Source organism: Leucobacter sp. UCMA 4100 (assembly GCF_027853335.1).
Classification (GTDB): domain Bacteria; phylum Actinomycetota; class Actinomycetes; order Actinomycetales; family Microbacteriaceae; genus Leucobacter_A.
The window spans coordinates 551892-571715 of the sequence record NZ_JAFEUS010000002.1; the positions used below are offsets into that span (position 1 = coordinate 551892).

The 19824-nt window shown below is 60.9% G+C and carries 18 protein-coding genes; 4 read left to right on the plus strand and 14 right to left on the minus strand.

Annotated elements, in window-relative coordinates:
• Positions 1 to 88: 88 nt before the first annotated feature.
• Positions 89 to 757, plus strand: a complete 669-nt coding sequence (locus JSO19_RS02830; protein WP_270909594.1) for a tyrosine-protein phosphatase — start codon at positions 89 to 91, stop codon at positions 755 to 757.
• A gap of 6 nt (positions 758 to 763) precedes the next feature.
• Here the strand turns inward: JSO19_RS02830 and recQ are convergent, their stop codons facing one another.
• Together recQ and JSO19_RS02840 are read right to left on the minus strand one after the other, a co-directional pair.
• Entirely contained in the window at positions 764 to 2620 is a 1857-nt protein-coding gene (recQ, locus tag JSO19_RS02835) for a DNA helicase RecQ (RefSeq protein WP_270909595.1), read from the minus strand.
• Positions 2621 to 2670: 50 nt separating this feature from the next.
• On the minus strand, positions 2671 to 3135 hold the full coding sequence (locus JSO19_RS02840) for a MarR family winged helix-turn-helix transcriptional regulator (RefSeq protein WP_270909596.1): 465 nt from the start codon (positions 3133 to 3135) through the stop codon (positions 2671 to 2673).
• A gap of 87 nt (positions 3136 to 3222) precedes the next feature.
• Here JSO19_RS02840 and JSO19_RS02845 point away from each other — a divergent pair, with 87 nt between their 5' ends.
• On the plus strand, positions 3223 to 3489 hold the full coding sequence (locus tag JSO19_RS02845; protein WP_270909597.1) for a hypothetical protein: 267 nt from the start codon (positions 3223 to 3225) through the stop codon (positions 3487 to 3489).
• Positions 3490 to 3498: 9 nt separating this feature from the next.
• On the opposite strand, the gene trxA is transcribed toward JSO19_RS02845, so the two are convergent.
• The 6 genes from trxA to JSO19_RS02875 all read right to left on the minus strand — a co-directional run bounded on the left by trxA (position 3499) and on the right by JSO19_RS02875 (position 10772).
• The gene (gene trxA, locus JSO19_RS02850; RefSeq protein WP_270909598.1) at positions 3499 to 3882 is read right to left on the minus strand and encodes a thioredoxin; all 384 of its coding nucleotides are present in this window, start codon (positions 3880 to 3882) and stop codon (positions 3499 to 3501) included.
• A 141-nt stretch (positions 3883 to 4023) separates the two neighbouring features.
• Positions 4024 to 4368, minus strand: coding sequence for a hypothetical protein (locus tag JSO19_RS02855; protein WP_270909599.1), 345 nt, complete (start codon positions 4366 to 4368; stop codon positions 4024 to 4026).
• A gap of 44 nt (positions 4369 to 4412) precedes the next feature.
• Complete coding sequence (locus JSO19_RS02860; RefSeq protein WP_270909600.1) at positions 4413 to 5516, minus strand: type I restriction endonuclease; 1104 nt, start codon at positions 5514 to 5516, stop codon at positions 4413 to 4415.
• 102 nt (positions 5517 to 5618) lie between these two features.
• Positions 5619 to 7361: an ABC transporter ATP-binding protein gene (locus JSO19_RS02865; RefSeq protein WP_270909601.1), complete on the minus strand. Its 1743-nt coding sequence runs from the start codon at positions 7359 to 7361 to the stop codon at positions 5619 to 5621.
• Complete coding sequence (locus JSO19_RS02870; RefSeq protein WP_270909603.1) at positions 7358 to 10057, minus strand: ABC transporter ATP-binding protein/permease; 2700 nt, start codon at positions 10055 to 10057, stop codon at positions 7358 to 7360. The genes JSO19_RS02865 and JSO19_RS02870 overlap by 4 nt, the downstream gene beginning before the upstream one ends.
• 157 nt (positions 10058 to 10214) lie before the next feature.
• Positions 10215 to 10772 (minus strand): OsmC family protein, encoded by a 558-nt coding sequence (locus JSO19_RS02875; protein WP_270909604.1) that lies wholly within the window; start codon positions 10770 to 10772, stop codon positions 10215 to 10217.
• 213 nt (positions 10773 to 10985) lie between these two features.
• Here JSO19_RS02875 and JSO19_RS02880 point away from each other — a divergent pair, with 213 nt between their 5' ends.
• Both JSO19_RS02880 and JSO19_RS02885 read left to right on the plus strand, forming a co-directional pair.
• On the plus strand, positions 10986 to 11297 hold the full coding sequence (locus tag JSO19_RS02880) for a thiamine-binding protein (protein WP_270909605.1): 312 nt from the start codon (positions 10986 to 10988) through the stop codon (positions 11295 to 11297).
• Positions 11298 to 11341: 44 nt separating this feature from the next.
• Positions 11342 to 12364, plus strand: a complete 1023-nt coding sequence (locus tag JSO19_RS02885; RefSeq protein WP_270909607.1) for an NYN domain-containing protein — start codon at positions 11342 to 11344, stop codon at positions 12362 to 12364.
• Between the two features lie 15 nt (positions 12365 to 12379).
• On the opposite strand, the gene JSO19_RS02890 is transcribed toward JSO19_RS02885, so the two are convergent.
• From JSO19_RS02890 to JSO19_RS02915, 6 genes are all read right to left on the minus strand, one after another.
• Positions 12380 to 13090: a DUF1361 domain-containing protein gene (locus JSO19_RS02890; protein WP_270909609.1), complete on the minus strand. Its 711-nt coding sequence runs from the start codon at positions 13088 to 13090 to the stop codon at positions 12380 to 12382.
• A gap of 248 nt (positions 13091 to 13338) precedes the next feature.
• Positions 13339 to 14178: an endo alpha-1,4 polygalactosaminidase gene (locus tag JSO19_RS02895; protein WP_270909610.1), complete on the minus strand. Its 840-nt coding sequence runs from the start codon at positions 14176 to 14178 to the stop codon at positions 13339 to 13341.
• 65 nt (positions 14179 to 14243) lie between these two features.
• Positions 14244 to 14786: a YaeQ family protein gene (locus JSO19_RS02900; protein ID WP_270909612.1), complete on the minus strand. Its 543-nt coding sequence runs from the start codon at positions 14784 to 14786 to the stop codon at positions 14244 to 14246.
• Between the two features lie 58 nt (positions 14787 to 14844).
• Positions 14845 to 17079: an RCC1 domain-containing protein gene (locus JSO19_RS02905; protein ID WP_270909613.1), complete on the minus strand. Its 2235-nt coding sequence runs from the start codon at positions 17077 to 17079 to the stop codon at positions 14845 to 14847.
• Between the two features lie 197 nt (positions 17080 to 17276).
• On the minus strand, positions 17277 to 18701 hold the full coding sequence (locus JSO19_RS02910) for an APC family permease (protein WP_217136519.1): 1425 nt from the start codon (positions 18699 to 18701) through the stop codon (positions 17277 to 17279).
• 12 nt (positions 18702 to 18713) lie between these two features.
• A complete protein-coding gene (locus tag JSO19_RS02915) occupies positions 18714 to 19817 on the minus strand; it encodes a Zn-dependent alcohol dehydrogenase (RefSeq protein ID WP_270909616.1) in 1104 nt (367 codons plus the stop codon).
• Positions 19818 to 19824: the final 7 nt, after the last annotated feature.

Below are 19824 nucleotides of genomic sequence, written 5' to 3' on the forward strand. Positions count from 1 at the left end.
ACGCGTTCGACAGCGCTGCTTCATTGCCTTGCCCCTCGCGCGAAAGGTTCATCGCTCACCCTGAGAAGGAATGAGAAAGGTGCACACCATGAATACGATCTATGCAGAGGGTACCTATAACGTGCGTGGTATCGGCTCGCCCGAACACCCCTGGCTCGTGCGTTCGGCTTCGCTCGACGGCCTCACTGCACGAGGTGAGATGACCCTCAAAGCCCGCGGTGTCAGCCTGGCAATCGACCTGCGTGAGCCAAGCGAGCGCGGCCCCAAATCGCATACCATCCCTGTGCGTGAAATCGGGCTCTATCAAGGCGAGCTCCCCGGCGAAGGAACGCTCGAGGGGGTCTACCGAGACCTCATCGTCAACCGAGGTACGCGTATCACCGAGGCGGTCGTCAGCGTGCTTGAGCATCCTGGCGTGACGGTGGTGCAGTGCACTGCCGGCAAAGACCGCACGGGCCTGGTCGTTGCGATTCTACGCGCGCTCCTCGGCGACGCTCGTGACGAGATCGTCGCCGACTACGCGCTCTCAAGCGCCGAGGTGCGCACCGAACGTGCTGCCGCGGTCGCACGCATGATCACCACGCTTGATCTCGAAGGAAAAAGCAGAGCTGAGACCGAGCAGTTGCATCTCGAAAGCCCCGCCTGGGCGATCGAAGATGCACTCGATCTCGTCGACGAGTTTGGTGGCCCGGCAGCCTATCTGTTGCGCAACGGTGCAAGGGTTGATCAGCTTCCGCTCGTGTCAGGGGCAGCCTAGCGAGGGTTACTCCTGGGCGAGCACCTCAAGCACCTGGGCACCGTAGCGCTCGAGCTTGACCTCGCCGATGCCCGAGATCGCGAGTAGCTGTTCGTCGTTCTCGGGTTGGTGCAGCGCGAGCGCGGAGAGCGTCGCGTCATTGAACACCACATACCCTGGTACCTGTTGTTCCTTGGCGACGACGGCTCGCCATTCTCGCAACCGTTCGAAGATCGCGAGTTGGTCTTCATCGAGGTCTTTCGCCGCTGCCGAGCGTTTGACCGAACCGGAGCTTCGAGACACGCTCTTCTCTGCGCGCGAAATAACCTCTTCACGCATCATCACTGCTTGCTCACCGCGGAGCACGGGCTTCGCGGCCTCGCTCGGCCAGAGAACGCCCCACTCGCCCTGGGCTTCGAGCAGCCCAACAGCAACGAGGTGCCGCACGACGCCCCGCCACTGAGCCTGCGACCACTCTGCACCAATGTTCCAGGTCGAGAGCTCATCGAGACGCATCTCGGTAACCCGCTGAGAGCTAACCCCCCGCAGAACATCAATGTGCTGACCGGCGGCGTACTGTCTACCTCGCTCCTGCTGAGTACGAATGACCGTTGAGAGCAGCATTTGCGATGGAATCGTCGCGTCCCAGAGCTTGGGCGGATCGAGGCAAACGTCACAGTTGCCGCACGCGTCAGGAACGTTCTGCTCTCCGAAGTATTGCAGGAGGTACTGACGTCGGCAGGTCACGCTCTCACAGAGCGCGAGCATGTGATCAAGATGCTGGCCCTGGTTGCGTTTCGTCTGCGCGTCGCCATCGCCTGACTCGATGAACTGCCGTTGCTGCACCACGTCGGCGAGCCCGTAGGCCATCCAGGCTTCAGACGGCAGACCGTCTCGCCCAGCACGCCCGGTCTCCTGGTAGTAGCCCTCGACCGACTTCGGCAGATCGATGTGAGCGACGAAGCGAACATCAGGCTTATCGATGCCCATGCCGAAGGCGATCGTCGCCACGACGACAACGCCGTCTTCGCTCAAGAACCGTTGCTGCGCACTCATGCGCTGCTCTGCTGGAAGCCCCGCATGGTATGCCACCGCATCGATGCCAGCGTCGCGAAGCGCCGCGGTTGTCTGTTCGACGCGCTTGCGGCTGAGCGCGTACACGACTCCAGCTTCGCCGGAGTGCTCACGCTGGATAAACGAAATGAGCTGTGCCCGAGCATTCACCTTAGGAACAATGCGGTACCGAATGTTCTCGCGGTCAAAGCTTGAGACAAAGTGCTCGGCGCCCTCGAGGTGAAGGCGTTCGGTAATCTCGGCGTGGGTCGCGGGCGTCGCGGTTGCCGTGAGGGCAATGCGCGGAACGTCTGGCCAGCGCTCTGCGAGCTCCCCCAGGCGAAGGTAATCGGGGCGAAAGTCGTGGCCCCACTGCGACACACAGTGAGCCTCGTCGATCGCAAACAGGGCGATACGACCCCGAGAAAGAAAGTCAATCGTGTTCCCGCTGCCGAGACGCTCGGGAGCGAGGTAGAGTACCTCGAGCTGCCCCGCGAGATAGGCCTCTTCGACCGCCTCACGCTCTTCCAACGACATAGCCGAGTTCAGTGCAGCTGCACGCACGCCTACCTGCCGCAGGGCGATGACCTGGTCATGCATGAGCGCGACGAGCGGAGAGAGCACGATACCGGTGCCCTCCCTGACGAGTGAGGGAATTTGATAGCACAGCGATTTACCGCCACCCGTTGGCATGAGGACGACAGCGTCACCGCCAGCGATGACGTGACCGACGATCGACTCCTGCGATCCGCGAAAATCTGGGTACCCAAAGATCGTCTCGAGCGCGCCGCGTGCGGCTGCGTGCTCGGTAGCGGTGGGCGTGAGCGTCACGATGGTTCCTCCTGCTGAAACGGCTGCCGTGCCAGCTTAGCGAGGGTTGCTTAGTGTGTGCCGCCCTCGTCACCGGTAAGCGAACGATGGCTCGCCTCGGTGAGCTCGATCATTGAGGCGTGCAATTGCTGTAGCTTCTCAGGGCTCATGCCGAGTCGCTCGGCCATCGCAATCGGCACGCTCTGCGCCTGTGAACGGAGATCGCGGCCCTGCTTCGTCAGGGTGATCTCAAGCTTGCGTTCATCAGCGGCGCTTCGTTGACGGGTAACGAGCCCCTGGGCTTCGAGCCGCTTAATGATTGGTGAAAGCGTCGAGGGGTCTTGCTTGAGCTCAACCCCCAGGTCAGACAGTGCCTGCGGCTCGTTGCCCCACAGCGCGAGCATCACAAGATACTGCGGGTGCGTGATGCCGAGCGGATCGAGCACCGGCTTGTAGGCCGCAACGATGCTGCGCGAGGCGACCGTGAGCGCAAAGCAAACCTGTCGTTCTAGGGACAGTGGATCGCTGGTGCTCATTGCTCAATTATCTCCCATCTCAGAAATAATGTACCATTACGTAACGCATGAATAGTTTGTGCATCAATCATTAACGCAAGGATCATCATGTCGCCTCAGTCAGACAACCCCAAAGTCCCCGAGAGCCGTACCCACTCAGCGTCATTCGCAACCCCCGAACAGCCGCGAGCAAGCATCGCATCAGTACTGCTCTTTATCATGTCGAGCGTGCTGGTCTTTGGCGGCTTCTGGGTCATGAGCCTTGCCTTTTCGCACCCCGACACCGCCGTCTGGCTCTTCAGCGGCGGCATCGTGCTCGACGCAGTCGGGCTCTGGATGGCCTTCGGGTTGGCGCCACGTTTCGCAAAACGCTAGCGCGACGCGTCACTCAGCTTTCTCAGCAGCCTTCTGCTCAGCCTCAGCGATCTGCCTGCGCACGTCGTCCATGTCGAGCTTCTTCGCGCCCTCAATGAGCTCATCGAGCTGCGCGGGAGGAAGTGCTCCGGCCTGCGAGTACAGCAGAATGCCGTCACGAAAGAGCATGAGCGTCGGAATCGACGTGATGTTCAGCCCCGCAGAAAGCTCCTGCTCCGCTTCGGTGTCGACCTTGGCGAAGACAATGTCGGGATTGGCTTCAGAGGCCTTCTCGAAGGTCGGGCCGAAAGCGCGGCAGGGGCCACACCAGGCCGCCCAGAAGTCAACGAGCACCATGCCCTCAGCTTGAACAACCTCAGCAAAATCATGTTGGCCAATGTTTCGTGTCGCCATGATCGCACTTCCCTTCGCTCCCCGTGAAGGCAGATTCCTTCATTCGGAATACCCCTGGGGGTATCTCAAACCAAGGGTACTACAGCGCCAGGACCCGCTGCAAGCAACCCAAGCTTCAGCCTGGGAGACCCGGTCGATGCCCTAGTTCGTGACCTCGCAGTGCTTACCGTCGACCACAAGACCAAGCGTCAACGACTCGGCCGAGAGTTCGCCGCCCACTGAGCAGACACCCGCCGCATCAATCGTGATCCACCCAAAGGGAACGTCTTCGAAGCTCATCGAAACACCCTCGGTGAGCGTTTCGGCGTGCAGCTTCTTGTCATCGGGCCCCACAATCGTAACGATCACCTCGTCAAGCCCGAGGTCTTTCGAGAGCGCACGCAGCTGCACCGAAACCGTTCCCGTCGTGGGTTCTGGGGCGCAGCCCGTCAGCAGCGAAATCGAGGCGGTTGCCGCGAGGGCAAGCGCCACAGTGTTCTTCTTCATAGGAATAATTCTCCCACGACTTCACTCGCAATGCGGCATGCGGCCTACTCGTAAAAGTGCACTGTTGCCCTGATCTGATCGGCAAACTGGTAAATCTCTTCCAGGGCTTCAATGGGATGTCGCGTCTCGTTTTTCTGCTCGTCAAACAGCCCAATATATTTCTGAGCAGTGTTAAACCAGAGTCGCGCTAGCGGCCTGCGGTTGTTGTCATCCAGCAGAATGCCGAAATATGATTTGGTGTCTCGGTGAGCGATTCGGGATGGGGCGACTTCGCTACACGCGATTGCACGAACGATTTGGTACCCCTCAAGTTCTTCAAGAGTGGTTTCAATACCATCTTTCTCAGAGACGTTTTCGACAGAGGCCTCGGCAACATGCTCGCTCGCTTCAGACGAAGAAACCGACTGGTCGTCAGCCAATATCGCTTGCCCACCGAGCGCGGCCTTAAGGCGATCATTCACCCGGTCGTTTAAGAACTGTTTCATTGCCTTTTCAACGAGGCCAGTGAATTGCTCACGCACACGTTGAGTAAATGCTCCTTCGTAGACACGAGCGGTCAGGAATTTCACCCATTCAGTGTCGGGGGTCGCGAACTGTGCCGCAAGCACGCGCTTCAGTTCACCAACAAACTTCAATTCTTCAGCGGCACTGATAATTGAGTCAAGGTCAAAGGCTTCCTTCGTCAGCTTTCGCAACTCTGGAATGAGAGACTGGTCGAGATCAGAGATCGTGATGACCAAAAAGGGCTTTTCGTCCATCTTGTTTGGGGCATCAAGATCGGTGAAAAACTGATATTCATCACCGTTCGTTAAAACTGCGATTCTTGCGTTAGCAACCGCGAAGTACCTGAAGAGTTGAGACGCGTGCTTGATATTGAGCGGTGCACCAATATGTTTGCATTCAATGAGCAGCTGAACATCGCCGTCTTTAACAATTGCGTAGTCAACTTTCTCACCCTTTTTCGTGCCAACATCAGCGGTAAACTCAGGAACAACCTCATTCGGGTCGAATACGTCGTACCCGAGTACGAGCGAGATAAACGGCATCACAAAGGCATTTTTTGTGGCTTCTTCAGTCTCGATGGAAGCACGCTGTTGCTCAATCTTTGTGGCCAGGCTAGACAGCCGTTCGGCGATTTCTACCGACATGCACTTCCTTCGCTAAACGCTTTTGTTCACTTAAAAGCAAGCTAACCACCTCAAGCAGCATTTCTCTACCCCGGATTGGCAAGAGCAGCAAGGCGAGAACTTCTAGACGTCGGTTTGCGAACCGACCCGCCAATCAGACGCACTCATCTGCCTGCGCCAGAATTCTGCAAACCTGCCGTCGGCCTCGATGAGCGCCTCAATGCTGCCGTCTTCGACAATGCGACCGCCCTCGAGAAAGAGCACACGATCGGCCGCGCGAATACTCGCGAGGCGGTGCGCAACGATCACTCTGGTGCGCGGGGTGTCGTCACCCGTGAGCGCCTCGGCAACCGCGGCCTCGTTCTCGGTATCGAGCGCGCTCGTGGCCTCGTCAATGAGCAGGATGGGGGCGGGCTTCGCCAGGGCACGGGCGATTGATACGCGTTGGCGTTCGCCGCCGGAAAGCCGCGATCCGCCTTCGCCAACGGCAAGCGCAACGCCATCAGGGTGAGCGTTCGTGACCTCGGTGAGCCTTGCAAGCGAGAGCGCTAGGCCGAGTTCTTCGTCGCTCGCAGATGGGTTGCCCACGGCGACGTTTGCGGCAAGCGTTCCGTCGAAGAGGTAGGGCTCCTGAAACACCATGCTCACGAGGCGCTCGCGCGCGTCGCCCGTGAGCGCGTCGAGCGGGGTCTCGTTCACCCTGATCGTTCCAGCCGTGGGTTCGTACAGGCCTGCAAGCAGCCCGAGCACGGTACTCTTGCCAGAGCCAGAAGGCCCCACGATCGCAGTGGTTGAGCCCGGCTCGAGACGAACACTGAACCCATCAAGCACGGGGGTTGCGGCATCGTAGGCAAAGCTCACATCGTGAAAGGCGATCTCGACGGAACCGGCAGCGGGCGCCTCACTCTCGCCGTGTTGCACGGTCGGCGCTTCGAGTACCGCGCGAATGTCTCTGAGCATTCCGCTGGCCCCTTCGAGCGCTCCGCTGAGCTCAGCGAGCGCGGTAAATGGCTCGAGATAGCGCACGATCACGACAATCAAGGCGATTGCCTCAGGCACCTGCAGGTTGCCCGAAATGGTTTGCCATACCACGGTCGCGGCGAGCGCGATGAGGGCGATCTGGCTTGCGATGCTGAAAAGAATCTCGCCGGGAATCTGCATGAGAATGAGCTTGGTCATCGAGCGATGCTGCGCTTCAAGCGCTTCGCCCGCATGACTCTGCCCCGGAGCGACCCGCCTCGAAGCCCTGAGCGCCTGCTGCGTGCGCGCAAACTCGACGAGCCGCTCAGTAAAGGCGCTGTTCGCAGCCGCGGCCTCGCGGTCGGCCGCACGGGTGAGCCGGCCGGCGAGCCAGAAGGTGCCAAACAAGACGGGAACAAGCGCAAGCGCCACAACGCCGGTCACCATCGAAATGGGCAGCAGTGCAATGCCAATGACGACGGGGAGCAGGACCGAGCTCACGAGAGGGGTGATGAGGTAGGTGACAAGCCCGACCATGTCGGGACCCGTCGCCGCGATTGCCTGACGCGACCTTGCAGTGTTCTCGTGATTCAGCCAGCCAAGCTTCACCCGAGTGAGTCGGTCAGCGAGCTGCTGCTGGCCCGTTTCGAGCAGGGCGAAGACAATCGCAAAGCCGAGCTTCGCGACAGTCCAGTCAATGAGCCACCCAAGGAGGGTGACCGCCGCAAGCGCCCCTACCCACGGCCAAGCCTTCGCCGGCTCGGCCGAGAAAAGCGCCGCGACGAGCGGGACGAGAAGCACCGCACCCAACGCGCGGGCGATGACGCTCACCACGGTGAGCGCCGTGTGCACCCGAACGGTGCGGCGCAAGTCCGCGGGAACAAGCGAGAGAAAAGTGCGAATCATCGTGCGGCCTCCGGGTTTGCAGCGGGCTCGGTCGTTGGTGAGCTTTGCCCTGCCCGCCAGAGGGCCGCATAGACTCCCTCACGCGACAAGAGCGCCTCGTGGCTACCCGCCTCGGCAATGCTCCCTTTCGAAAGCACGACAATCTGGTCGGCCTCGGTGATGGTGTGCAACCGGTGCGCGATCACGAGCACCGTGCGCCCCATGGTGAGCCGGCTGAGAGCCTGCTGCACGAGGTATTCAGACTCTGGGTCGGCAAAGGCGGTCGCCTCATCGAGCACGACGACCGGGGTGTCAGCGAGCAACGCCCTCGCGATCGTGAGCCGCTGCTTCTCACCGCCAGAGAGCGCGGCACTCGCCCCGATAAGCGTGTCGTACCCGTTTGGCATTCGTTCGATTCTGTCGTGGATCTGTGCTGCCTTTGCCACACGAATAATCTCTTCGCGCGAGGCCTCCGGCCGGGCAAGCGCAATATTCTCGGCCACCGTGCCCTGCACAAGCTGGCTGTCTTGAAACACGAAACTCACGAGCCGGTAGAGCTCGTCTGGCTGCATCGATCTGAGGTCGCTGCCTGCGATCGTAATGCTGCCGGCACTCACGTCATAGAACCTCGCGAGCAGTGACGCGAGCGTCGACTTGCCAGAGCCAGACGGGCCAACGAGTGCCGTGATCGTTCCCGGTTCGAGCGTCAGCGAAATATCGCGCAGGACCGGAACGCCGGCGCGGTATTCGAACATCACCCGCTCAAAGCACACGCGCCCGGTATCGTCAGGGCGGTCTTGCTCAGAGTCCTGCGTCGCAGGGGCCATCATGCCTGAAGCGGTCTCGAGCTCTGGTTCGTCGAGGGCGACCTGCAGCCGCCGTGCGGCGAGCAGCCCCGATCGAAGCCCCGACAACCCGAAACCGATACCGATGAGGCGACCACCGAAGGTCGTGCCAAGGAGCAGGAACGGGAGTAAGTTCACGGGTTGCATCGATCCGGCGGTCACGAGGGCCGTACCCATGAGCACGATGATGAGCACAAAGGTGCCGGGCCTTGTCGCGAGATCCATGACCGTCTTCTGGGCGATGAACGGGCGTTGCCAGTCGTTCAAAAAAGCAATGTACTCGCTGAGGCGTGCCCTGTAGGTTGATGCGGCCGATCCGCCAAAGATTCGAATCACGGGCTGCCCCTCGAGATAGCCGCCCGCTTCGCTATTCATGCGCTCAGCCCACTTCGACGCCTGGCTCGTCTTTTCACCCGACTGCATGATCATGATGTACATCGAAACGATGTAGACGAGCACCGGGATAAAGAGCACGAGGGCTACCCGCCAATCGACCACAAAGAGGTAGCCGAGTACTGCGACGGGAGCCACGACAGCAGCAACGGCGTCGGGCACCGCGTGCGTGACGAGGTAGTGCAGGGCGAGGGTGTCATCTTGCACGAGTTGCTTCACCTGGCCCGCGGTACGGTGCTCGAACCAGCCGAGCGGCAGCCGCCCAAGTTTGCCGAGCAACCGGGCACGCAGGTCTCGCTCAAAGCGCGCATCGACGGCGTGCAACCACAGGAGCAGCGCCGAGGCTAGCAGGGCACCCGCAGCCATGAGCGCGGCCGCCCAGATGCCGAGCGTCCAGAGCCGCTGCGCCTCTGCATCAGAGATGAGCAGTCTCGCGACTTCAACAAGCAAGAAGTACGGGGCGAGCTGCAGCACCGTGACAATGCCCTGCACGACCCCGGCCACGATGAAGATAGGCTTGAGCGGCGCCAGCAGGGTGCCGGCCGCATTCGCTCGCCAGGTGCCGCGCTGCGCGGGAGCTGCAGGTTCTGGGGCCGCCCCACTCGGCGCGGCCACGGTGGCCTCGGTTGCGGTGGCATCGGGCACAGCCGCCTCACTCGCGACGGCAGCGGCGGTCGTCTCAGCCGGAGCCGCCTGCTCAACCTGCGACATGAGGTCGGCAACGCTCACCGCTTCGCGCTTCTTACCCATCGCGCGACCCTCAATCCAGTACGCGATCTGATAGCTCTCGCTCTTCGGGAAGCCAAAGTCGTCACGAAGCCGCGTGCGCAGTCGCTTGAGTGATCCTGATTCGTGGGCCGCCCACGATGACCAGTTCGACCAGTCACGCGCCTCGATTGCCTCGGCCATTGATTCAGGCGAGTCTCGGTGCACCCAGTGCACACTGAGCCTCGGGTGCGAGTGCAGCGGAATAAGGCGGTCGTCAGGGTGGTGCTCTTCGAGGTACAACTCGACCGGAACCTCAGCGGGAATCGTGGCGAGAATCTGACTGATTCCAGGCATCGAGGCCGAGTCGCCCACGAGCAGGTACCCCTCGGGCAACTGCTCAGGGAGTTCAAACTTCGTCGACCCGAGCGGGGTGACGGTGAGGGTCATGCCGGGCTCGGCAGTGAGCGCCCAGAGCGAGGCCGGGCCAGCCGGATCGTGCAAGACAAAGTCTGCGGTGAAGGTGCCTGCCTCGGGATCGGCGGTGCTGATCGTATACCCACGTTGGTACTCAATATCGCCATCGTCGGGGTCGGGAAACCAAAAGCGCAGCCACGAGGTGGGCGCGATCTCAATCTCGTCAAGGAGCGTGGGTGTTGTGAAGTGGACCCGCAAGAACCGTGGCGCGAGAAGCTCGGTCGCGGTCACGGTCACCTCGTAGTCGCGCGCTCCCAGACCGCGCAACACGGCCCCCTGTATTCCTCGCTTTGCCATGCTTCTTCCTCGCGCCGCAGTAACCGTCGATGCCCGGGTCCAAGAGACCCCAGGCTTTACTTAGGTCAGCCTAAGTTAGATCGGCTTTTCGCGCAAGAAAAAGCGGTCACTCGCTCCACCGAGTGACCGCCCTGACCCGGGCCGAAGCCCGAGCACGTTACGCCGTCACGAGGTGAGCTCGCACTGGCGTCGGGTTCGCGAAGAGGTCTTGCACTGGGCAGTGCGCTTCGACAGCGGCTTGCAGCTCGGCGTAACGCTCAGCGCTCTCTGGTCCCGTGACCTTTACCGTGACATCAATGCCCTGAAAACCGGGGCGCACGGCATCGTCGACCCCGAAGAATCCCCTCGTGTCAAGGTTGCCCTCGGCAGTCACCTCGAGGTGCTCAACCGAGATGCCGAGCTTCTCAGCCCACAAGCGGTAGGTGACGACCTGGCACGCGATGAGCGCCGTGAGCGCGTACTCAACCGGGTTCGCGGCCAGATCATCACCACCGAGTGTTGGCGGCTCGTCGACGGTCAATGAGTGCTGCCTCGCACGCAACGAAGTCGCCACCGCACCAGCGCTCTCGCCTGAAACGCTCACCGCGAGACCGGCGTTGCCGGGCTTTTCGGCCAGCCCCTTCGACCAACTCAGCACGCCGCCGAGGCGCTCCGATCGCTCTTCGCTCGTGACCGGCAGAATGGTCGTTTCAGTGGTGAGGGTGCTCGTGGTCATTATGCTTCCTTACTGCTCATCGTTGCTGTGGTGTTCAGTGTGCAGAAGAACGCCCCTCAGCATCAAGCCCCCGCGTAACACACGGTTATAGAGCGTCACACTCCGTCACACAACGGGCCTTCATCACGCACTTCGAGCCCTGCTACAGTACCTGCGAGGGGCCGCTATCGCAGCCCCAGCAAGCAAGCCAACGATGCAGAGTGTGAGGAAGACATGATCGCCGCCTTTTCAGTAGCCCCTTCAGGAACCGGACGCAGTGATGGCTCGGTACACGACGCGGTGGCAGCCGCGGTCAAGGTGGTTCGCGAATCAGGGCTCCCGAACAAGACCTCATCGATGTTCACCGAGATCGAGGGTGAATGGGACGAGGTCTTCGATGTCATCAAGCGCGCAACCGAGGCCGTTGCCCCGTTTGGCTCACGAATCTCGCTCGTCATCAAAGCCGACATTCGCCCGGGGTACGAGGGCGAACTCGAGGGCAAACTCGTGCGCCTTGAAAACGCCGTGCACGACCTCGAGAACTAAGCACTTGGCTTCACCCTCACAGCATCACCTGTCACACTAGACCTATGGCTGATACTGAGCAGGGACGCGTTGCGGTTTATCTCGACTTCGATAACATCATCATCTCTTGGTACGACCGAGTGCACGGGCGCAATGCCTTCAGCCGAGACCGGCAGAGCATTGCGCAAAACCCGAACGACCCCGAGATCGCTGAGCGCCTGAGCGCGGCAAGGGTCGATGTCGGCGCCCTCATCGACTACGCTTCGTCGTTTGGCACGCTCGTGCTCACCAGGGCCTACGCCGACTGGTCGTCACCCATGAACGCCGAGTACCGCAACCAGCTGGTCGCTCGCGCCGTCGACCTCGTGCAGCTCTTTCCAGCCGCCGCATACGCGAAGAATGGGGCCGACATTCGTCTCGCGGTTGACGCGGTTGAAGACATGTTTCGGCTCGATGACCTGAGCCACATGGTCATCGTCGCCGGCGACTCAGACTATGTACCGCTCGCGCAGCGCTGTAAACGCCTCGGCCGGTACGTCGTGGGCATCGGCGTCGCTGGCTCGACCGCGAAGTCGCTCGCGGCAGCCGTTGACGAGTTTGCGACCTACGAGTCGCTCCCCGGCATCGAACTCCCCCAGCCCGTGAGCCGCACCGGGAGCAACAAGGGGGCCAAGGGCGGGGCTGAGGCGCGCGCGAAGTCAGAGGCCGCGACCGAAACCGCAGCGGATCCCAGCGCTGGCACGCAGAAGAAGCGATCACCGAACGCGAGCGAGTCTGTGGCCCAGAAAGACCCTTCGCCACAGCAGGAAGGCGACACCGACTTCCACGACGAAGACGATGATGAGCAGCGCGATACCGCCGTCACGGGGTTGCTCATTCGGGCGCTCTGGCTCGGCCTTGAGAAGGAAGACTCGGGCTGGCTGCACAGCTCGGCGGTGAAGCAACAGATGCGGCGCATGGATCCATCATTCAATGAAAAGGCCCTCGGATTTCGTTCGTTCTCAGACTTCCTCAAGTCAAGATCTCAGGTCGTCGAGCTTGAAGAGAGCGGCCACGAACGGCTCGTTCGCTTCAAAGAACAGGCTTAGCGCAGGCCTGAACGGTCACGGAAGCACTGCGCTGCGCACCTCTTCGAGCATCGCAAGCCCAAGCACCGCAGTTCCCGCTACCGCGACGTACATCACGCCGAGAAAGACCGCGTAAGTGAGCGTGAACGCGGCGCCCGCCCTGAGGTTTGTGGGCTCTCGAAAGTGACCCCACACCTTTGCGGTGAGGCGTTTCGGGCTGCGAATGTCCCAGCTATTGAGCCGCAGATACCTCCCGAGGTACATGCCGAACCCGAGCAGCAGGAGCACGAGCCCAACGAAACCAAGCGCATCTGGCTTCAGGAGCGATGAAGCTGCGTCTCCATGAAGCCTCGCCGCGTACATGAGGTGTGCAAGAAAGACGTTCATTATCGTATTCAGCACGCCCGACATCGCGAGCGAGATAACCAGGATGATGTCATACCAGAGCGGTACCGGGTCGCTCTCTCGTCGGTGTGAAAAGTTGAGCTCGGTGATGAGGTAGCTCGCGTTCGGCAAGAGCAGCAGCCATGCGATGCCAAACAACACGGTGCTGAGCACCCCGAGAGTCGCGTTCACGCTGAGAAGGAGCAGCGAGACGATGCCCCCGACGCCCATGACGAGAATCGGGGTGATGGAGAGCCACACGTTCCACAGCATGGGGCGATAGAGCTTCGTACGAAAGCCGACCGCTCGAAACACGACCAGTAGCACCGCATATACGTTGAGCGCGGCCGCTCCAATCAGCATGCCACCGATCATTCGCGTTTCCTCTCTCTCGCCCACCTCGTGCGGTGAGTACCGGGGCCTCGCACCTCGCGATGCCAACCAGCTTCGCCAACCAGCTTCGCCAACCAGCTTCGCCAACCAGCTTCGCCAACCAGCTTCGCCAAGTTTAATCACACCCGAGATCTCCCGGGTAGCTGGATATACTCGAACCCACTACAGCCCACACTGGAGCTCACGAAGGAACGCCCCATGGCGCAAGCTGAGAGTGACTACTCGCCACACACGTGATAGGCATACTCGCCGTTGTCGATCGGGACCAGATCTCTGTCTCGCACGATCGTCATGTCTGGGCGAGCGGGGTCAGCGCAGGTCATCTCGACCGACCCCCGGAGGTCGTCAAAGTATTCAATGTCGATCACGCGCTTGCCGTACACCCCTGTATAGGCCTCGCACTCAGCAAAGCGAACACACTCCTCTGCAACAGCGAAGTCAAAGCCCGCCTCATCGCGGCCGCTCTTACCGAGTTGCGGGGTGTTCTTCTGCCCGGCCTGAAGCCCAAGTTCGTGTGAAGCATTCACGAGGAGCGATGCGAGCGCCAGGTTACCCGCTTCGGCCACAAGCCCCTCAAAGCGGGAGAACGTGTCAAGATTGTCGAACTCAACCGCATTGAATCCTTTCTTCGCGCACTCGGCAAGCACCGGTTCGAGCCGGGACATAATCGCCTCGCGCTTTGCCTCGGTCGAGGTATCGAGAATCATCTCGTCGGGCCACGCAGGATCAAAGACCGGTTGCCCGGCAGCGTCGTGCAACACAACGCTCGGCGACACAGTAAGCCATGCTTCAGCGTCGGCGGGCTGGGTCTGAAAACCGTTGACGTAGCAAATGTTGTATCGACCAGGGGCCGGGTCGTCAGCACTGTCACGTTCGACAATCGTCACTGCTTCTGGCGGCTCGTATGCGCCACCGAGCTGGTAATCGGCGACTCCTCGCTCAGGAAAGCCGTCGCGCACGGCAACGGGCTGCGCCCCAGCCTGGGCGCATGATGGCAGAGCGAGCAGCAGCGTCGCTCCTGCGAGCGCCAAGCGTATGAGTGATGTGGGGCGTTGCACCGTGTCATTATTGCACGCGAACGTTACCGCACCGTTCGCACGATCGGCTGCACCCTCCAGCCGGCTCAGCTGATCGTGTGCTCGCCGATCTCGGCGTGCAGCAACTCACCGTGCAATTCAAGGTAGAGCTGCCCCTCGGTGCGCGAAACCGTCACGGTGTTGCGCCTCGAGAGTTTGTCGACAATCCCATCAACGAAGTCGGGCTGCAGACTGTATGCCCGAAGAGTCTCGGCCCGGTGAATCTTCTTGCCCGTGAGGGGCGCAAGCACCTTCTCTGGGTCACGGTGAGTATAGATGGCAACGTTCTCGGCCGCCTTGCTCGCACTGTGCAAGCGTTCGGCGCTTGGGGCGCCAACTTCGATCCACGTCATAATCGCTCCCGTAAGATCGCGCACGAGCACCGCCGGCTCGTCGGTCGACGAGACCCCTCCCGACCCGAACGCGATGCCCTCGCCATACTCGAGACAGTACGCAATGAGCCGCGTCACCATGAACTCGTCGGTTTCAGAAGGATGCTTCGCAACGCGCAGGGCAAAGTCTTCGTACACACCACGATCGACGTCTGCCAGCTGCACGTCGAAGATATACATCGTCGCGCCAATAGCCATACAGAAAGTGTACAGGGCGGGCTCTCGCCCGCCCTGTCACCGTGCTACGCGGTCACGGCTACTGCTTGGCCGTTGGCCGCGTTCGACGCGCGAAGAACACACCGCCGACGCTGAGTAGCAGTAGCGCGGCTACTCCGAGCATTACTGAGCCGATGCCCGCCTGGCCGGTCGTAGCGAGACCAGGGCCGCCTGGCGTTTCACCAGGCTTTGTGGGTGTCGGTTTTGTCGGGTCAACGGGATCAATCGGGTCGGTAGGAACAGCGTCAACGCCCGGATCTTTCTTCTCGCTCCACCCGGCAAAGAGCGTCATTTCTCCGGTCACCAGTGCCTCAAAATCATACGGGGTTTCAGTACCCTCGTCGGTGTACCATCCGGTAAACGTAAATCCCCCGCGCTCGGGGTCGGCAGGCTTCGATAGCGAGGCGCCGCCTATGACGGTAACCGGCTCGATTGCAGTTCCCCCGGCGCTCTCGAACGTGACCTGGTAATTCGGGACCGAGATCGTGAACGAGTCAGAGGTCGCTTCGCCATAATCATTGACCGCGTGAACACGGTAGAGGGTCTCTGCCGATTCAGGGGTGATCGTCACCGAGAGTTGTGCACCATCGGTACTCACACTCTCGCCGCGATCTTTCGATACCGCAGCCCACGTTGCACCGCCATCGATACTGAATGACCAGGTAAGCTGCGGAGCGGGTGAGCCGAACAGCTCCGTACTGAACGTGACCGTATCGCCGAGAAGGCCAGAAGATTCACTCGCTTCGCTCACCCGAGGGAGGTCAATGTAGGTAAATCCCTTTTCGAAGGTGACGGGGTGCTGAGCGATCGTGTTCGCGGCCCAACCCAGTTGAACATCAACTGCCCCGTATCCGGTTCCTGCTGGGGTTACGACGGTTACCTTATCGCCCGCGTTCTTCAGGTGAGTTCCAGGGACTCCGTCAAAGAGCACCTCGGTCGCCTCGGCCGTGACGATGGGCAGCGACACCGGAACAGGCACCGAGGTGCCTTTATGCGTTCCGTTTCCCAGCTGACTGAGCTCGTTGCGTCCCCAACCGTATGAGGTGCCGTCTTCGGCAATGCCAAACGAGAAACCATCGCCAGCGTTAATCGTGGTGAAGCGAACACCATCCGGACTCTGCACGAGTACCGGCTGCTCAACATCTGCTTCTTTCCCTTCCGCCACCTCACCTTGTGCGTTCAAGACGACACCATTACCGACCTCACCGTTTTTGTTGAGACCCCAGGCATAGATTTCCCCCTCTTCGGTGAGCACGAGCGCGTGCTCACCGCCCGAAGAAACGTCCTTGACATACGTACCACCGGGAAGCGCAACCGGCGTTGCTGTCTTGCTCGCGGTTTTACTGCCGATCCCAAGGTAGCCATGGGCATTCGAACCCCAGGAGTACAATTTCCCGTCATCGCCAAGCCCGAGCGAATAGTTCCAGCCTGCAATGACCTTCGTGTACTTCACACCCCGCGGGGTGGTAACACGGGTTGGCTCTTTGATCGCCTTGGGTGACTCATTCGCTATGCCAAGCAAGCCCTGGTTACTGTAACCCCACGCATAGGTGTTGCCGTCAGAGCCGATTGCGAGCGTGTGAGTTCCCACGGTACTCACCGAGGTGAACGTCACTCCCTCAGGCATCATGACAGCAGCAGGCACTCTTTCCACGGCGGAGGTGTTGGCGCTGCCCTGACCGATTTGTCCTTGCTCATTCTTGCCCCAACCGTAGGCGTTTCCCTCAGTGTCGAGGGCAATGGCGAAGTTTTTACCAGCGAGAATTTCAGCAAATGTTACGCCTTCGGGCACCGCAATGGGCACAGGTTCACGCAGCGGAAAATATGCAGGTCCGATTCCGAGCTGCCCCTGATCATGTGCACCCCACGAGTAGGCAGAGCCGTCGTCAAGAACCGCGTAAGAGTTGTTGAGGCCGGTCTCATAGTCGAGCACCTTCGCACCCGCTGGCAGGTGAGTTCTCACGGGCGCCGGTTGTTCTTTGTTGGTTCCGTTACCAACACCGCCAATCTTGTTTGCACCCCATCCATAGACATTGCCATCAGCACCAAGGGCAAGGGTGGTAAAACTGCCAGCATGGATAGAAACTAAGTCAGGCCCAAGCGGCGGCTCAGGAAGATCGATCGTAACCTCGGTGCCGCCAGCGAGCGTACCGACCTCGGGAGAGGGCTGACCATCAGCGAGCGGTTCGGCGTGGGCCGAACTCATGAGCGCGGGTACCAGCAAGGCCGCGATCGTCGCCGAAGCAAGCGTTTGGCCAAACACGTGTTTTTTCATCGGTACATTCCCCTCGTAGCGGGAATAGCCCTGCTGTCAGTGGCCCGAACATTCTCTCTCCCGCAATGTATATCTGGTTAAGAGTATCCAAGTACTAGGCACACGGCTAGCCTTGCCTCATAATCCCGGTCGACACGAAAAGAGCCACCGCCGGGTAGAAAACCCGAGCGGTGGCTCTGTATCGATGGATAGGGGCCTTAGCCGATGCCCTCCATCATTTCGGTGTGCGTGTTGCCAATACGCCCCTTCATCTCAGGGTCACGCTTCGACGCGTAGCCGAATCGCACGAAACCAAGCACCATAGTGATGAGGAAGAGGTACGGGATAACGTTCATCGGGAACGCCGGAACCGGCCAGATATTGGCATAGAACACGTAAGCCATCGCGGCAACTGAGACGGTGGCAAAGATTGGCACGAGGCGGTTCTTAATGCCCTGCTTGCGCAGGTAGACAACGCCAGCGATCGCAACCAGTGAATACGAGAGCATATAGCCGTACGTTCCATAGGTATCGATCCACACAAGCATGTCCATCGGCTCGTTCTTGAAGAGAATGAGCACAACATCGACGGCGATCGTGAGGCCGCCGGCGACGAGCAGACCGCGGTGAGGCGTGAGGTGCTTTTCGTGCGTGCGACCGAAGCTTCCCGGTAGCACGCCCTCTTTACCCATGACGTAGATGATGCGGCCCACGACGTTGAGTGGGGCAACCACGACGGCAAAGAACGAAGCTGCGACACCGAACACGAGCAGCGGGCCGAACCAGACGGGCATACCGATCTTCTCGTTGATCGCTTCGAGCGGGCTCGCAACCGTTGCGAGGTCATCGCCCAGAACAACGATCTGCGTGTATGCCGAGAAGATATAGAGAATGCCAACGCCAAGAGCACTCCACATGATGGCGCGCGGAATCGCGACCTTCGGGTTCTTCGCCTCGCGACCGAGCGCATCGGCCGACGAGAAGCCCACGAAGCCGAGAATCGCGAGCACCATGCCGGCACCGACCCCTTCAAACGGCGTCTCAGAAAGTTTGAAGTGCGACGGGTTCCAACCCGCTTTGACGGCCCAGAACAGGCCGGCGATCAGCAGCACGAGAATAATGACGATCGAGATGATCTCGAGCACGAACGAGACGCGTGCCGAGGCCCTGATGCCCTGAATCGTGAAGAACACCGCGGTGCCACCGATAAGAATCGTGAGGGCCACGGTCCAGCCGGTTCCTTGCACCCCGTCGAAGCCCAGCAAGCGCAGGGTGTCCATGAAGAACGAGACCGAGCCGTTGAGTGATCCGGTGGCGATGCCCCACGAACCGATCATGAGGGCGGCACCCGCGGTAAAGGCGCCGACCGGGCCGAGCCCTTTGGCGACGTACGTGTAGAGCGAGCCCGCCGACGGGAAGAGCTTCGCGAACATCGAGACGATGTAGCCGACGCACAAGATCACGATGGTCGCGAGGGCGAACGCGTAAAGCGTTCCGGTGCCCGCGCCCATGAAAATCTCGGCGGCGGTAAAGGCGATCACGGCGCTCGGGGCAATGCTCGCGATGGCTTGGGCTGCGAGCTCAGGACCTGACATGACCCCCTCGCGGAGGCCCGAATCTACCTGAGGTTTCGTCGTTGACATGTACGGCGCCCCTTATGCTTCCGGAATGAGCAGGGTGCGAAGCGCGCTACCGGCCTGCAGATCTTCGAGAGCCTGCGCGGCCTGCGAGAGGGGCACGCGTCCCGAGATGAGCGGATCGAGAATCAGCTGGCCGTCCATGTAGCGATCGACGAGCGCAGGAATATCGATTGATGGGCGCACCGAGCCATAGTTCGAGCCCAGGATGCGCTGGTCTGCTTCGGCGAGCACGAGCGGCTCGAAGCTTGCCTTTGCCCCTGTGGGAGGCAGGCCGACGATCACCGATGCGCCACCGAGGCTGAGCATCTGAATCGACTGCTCGGTCGTCTCAACACGACCGATAGCGTCGAAGGCGTAGTCAACGCCATCGGGCAGGAGCTCTTTAAGCTGCTCAACGACGTCGCCGTCTGATGCGTTGATGCGGTCGGTCGCCCCGAACTGCACTGCCATCTCGGTCTTCTCTTCGCGAAGATCGATCGCCACGATGCGCTCTGCGCCCGCAAGGCGTGCGCCCTGGACAACGTTGAGGCCGACGCCGCCGCAACCGATCACGGCGACGGTTGAGCCGGGCTCGACACCCGCGGTGTTCGTGACGGCGCCAACGCCGGTTGCAACAGCACAGCCCACGAGCGCGAGCACGTCGAGCGGCGCGTCATCGCGCACCTTGATTGCGCCCGAAGCAGGAACGATGACCTCTTCTGAGAATGACGAGACGCCGAGGTAGTGCTGAATGGTCTCATCGCCGATGCTCATGCGCGAGGTGCCGTCGAAGAGCACGCCCTGGGGTGCAACGAGATCGGCAACGAGCTGGCAGCGGGCCTCGTAGCCCGACTTGCAGAAGCGGCACTCGCCGCACGGTGGCACCCAGCTGAGTACGACGTGGTCGCCCTCTGAGAGTGACGTAACGCCCTCACCGAGTTCGGTGACAATGCCCGAGCCCTCGTGGCCCATGACGAGCGGTGCTGCAACCTCCCACTCACCGCGCTTGACGTGCAGGTCTGAGTGGCATACTCCGGCTGCCACGATCTTGACCCGAACTTCACCCCGTTTCGGGGCCGCGAGTTCAACGTCGGTGTACTCGATGGCGTGGTCTGGCCCTCGGAAGACGACTGCTTTCATGACTGTA

Bases quoted from the DNA above. Each gene is read 5' to 3' on its own strand.
- JSO19_RS02830 (WP_270909594.1), top strand. From the start codon at position 89: ATGAATACGATCTATGCAGAGGGTACCTATAACGTGCGTGGTATCGGC.
- JSO19_RS02840 (WP_270909596.1), bottom strand. From the start codon at position 3,135: ATGAGCACCAGCGATCCACTGTCCCTAGAACGACAGGTTTGCTTTGCG.
- JSO19_RS02845 (WP_270909597.1), top strand. From the start codon at position 3,223: ATGTCGCCTCAGTCAGACAACCCCAAAGTCCCCGAGAGCCGTACCCAC.
- trxA (WP_270909598.1), bottom strand. From the start codon at position 3,882: ATGGCGACACGAAACATTGGCCAACATGATTTTGCTGAGGTTGTTCAA.
- JSO19_RS02855 (WP_270909599.1), bottom strand. From the start codon at position 4,368: ATGAAGAAGAACACTGTGGCGCTTGCCCTCGCGGCAACCGCCTCGATT.
- JSO19_RS02860 (WP_270909600.1), bottom strand. From the start codon at position 5,516: ATGTCGGTAGAAATCGCCGAACGGCTGTCTAGCCTGGCCACAAAGATT.
- JSO19_RS02865 (WP_270909601.1), bottom strand. From the start codon at position 7,361: ATGATTCGCACTTTTCTCTCGCTTGTTCCCGCGGACTTGCGCCGCACC.
- JSO19_RS02870 (WP_270909603.1), bottom strand. From the start codon at position 10,057: ATGGCAAAGCGAGGAATACAGGGGGCCGTGTTGCGCGGTCTGGGAGCG.
- JSO19_RS02875 (WP_270909604.1), bottom strand. From the start codon at position 10,772: ATGACCACGAGCACCCTCACCACTGAAACGACCATTCTGCCGGTCACG.
- JSO19_RS02880 (WP_270909605.1), top strand. From the start codon at position 10,986: ATGATCGCCGCCTTTTCAGTAGCCCCTTCAGGAACCGGACGCAGTGAT.
- JSO19_RS02885 (WP_270909607.1), top strand. From the start codon at position 11,342: ATGGCTGATACTGAGCAGGGACGCGTTGCGGTTTATCTCGACTTCGAT.
- JSO19_RS02890 (WP_270909609.1), bottom strand. From the start codon at position 13,090: ATGCTGATTGGAGCGGCCGCGCTCAACGTATATGCGGTGCTACTGGTC.
- JSO19_RS02900 (WP_270909612.1), bottom strand. From the start codon at position 14,786: ATGGCTATTGGCGCGACGATGTATATCTTCGACGTGCAGCTGGCAGAC.
- JSO19_RS02905 (WP_270909613.1), bottom strand. From the start codon at position 17,079: ATGAAAAAACACGTGTTTGGCCAAACGCTTGCTTCGGCGACGATCGCG.
- JSO19_RS02910 (WP_217136519.1), bottom strand. From the start codon at position 18,701: ATGTCAACGACGAAACCTCAGGTAGATTCGGGCCTCCGCGAGGGGGTC.
- JSO19_RS02915 (WP_270909616.1), bottom strand. From the start codon at position 19,817: ATGAAAGCAGTCGTCTTCCGAGGGCCAGACCACGCCATCGAGTACACC.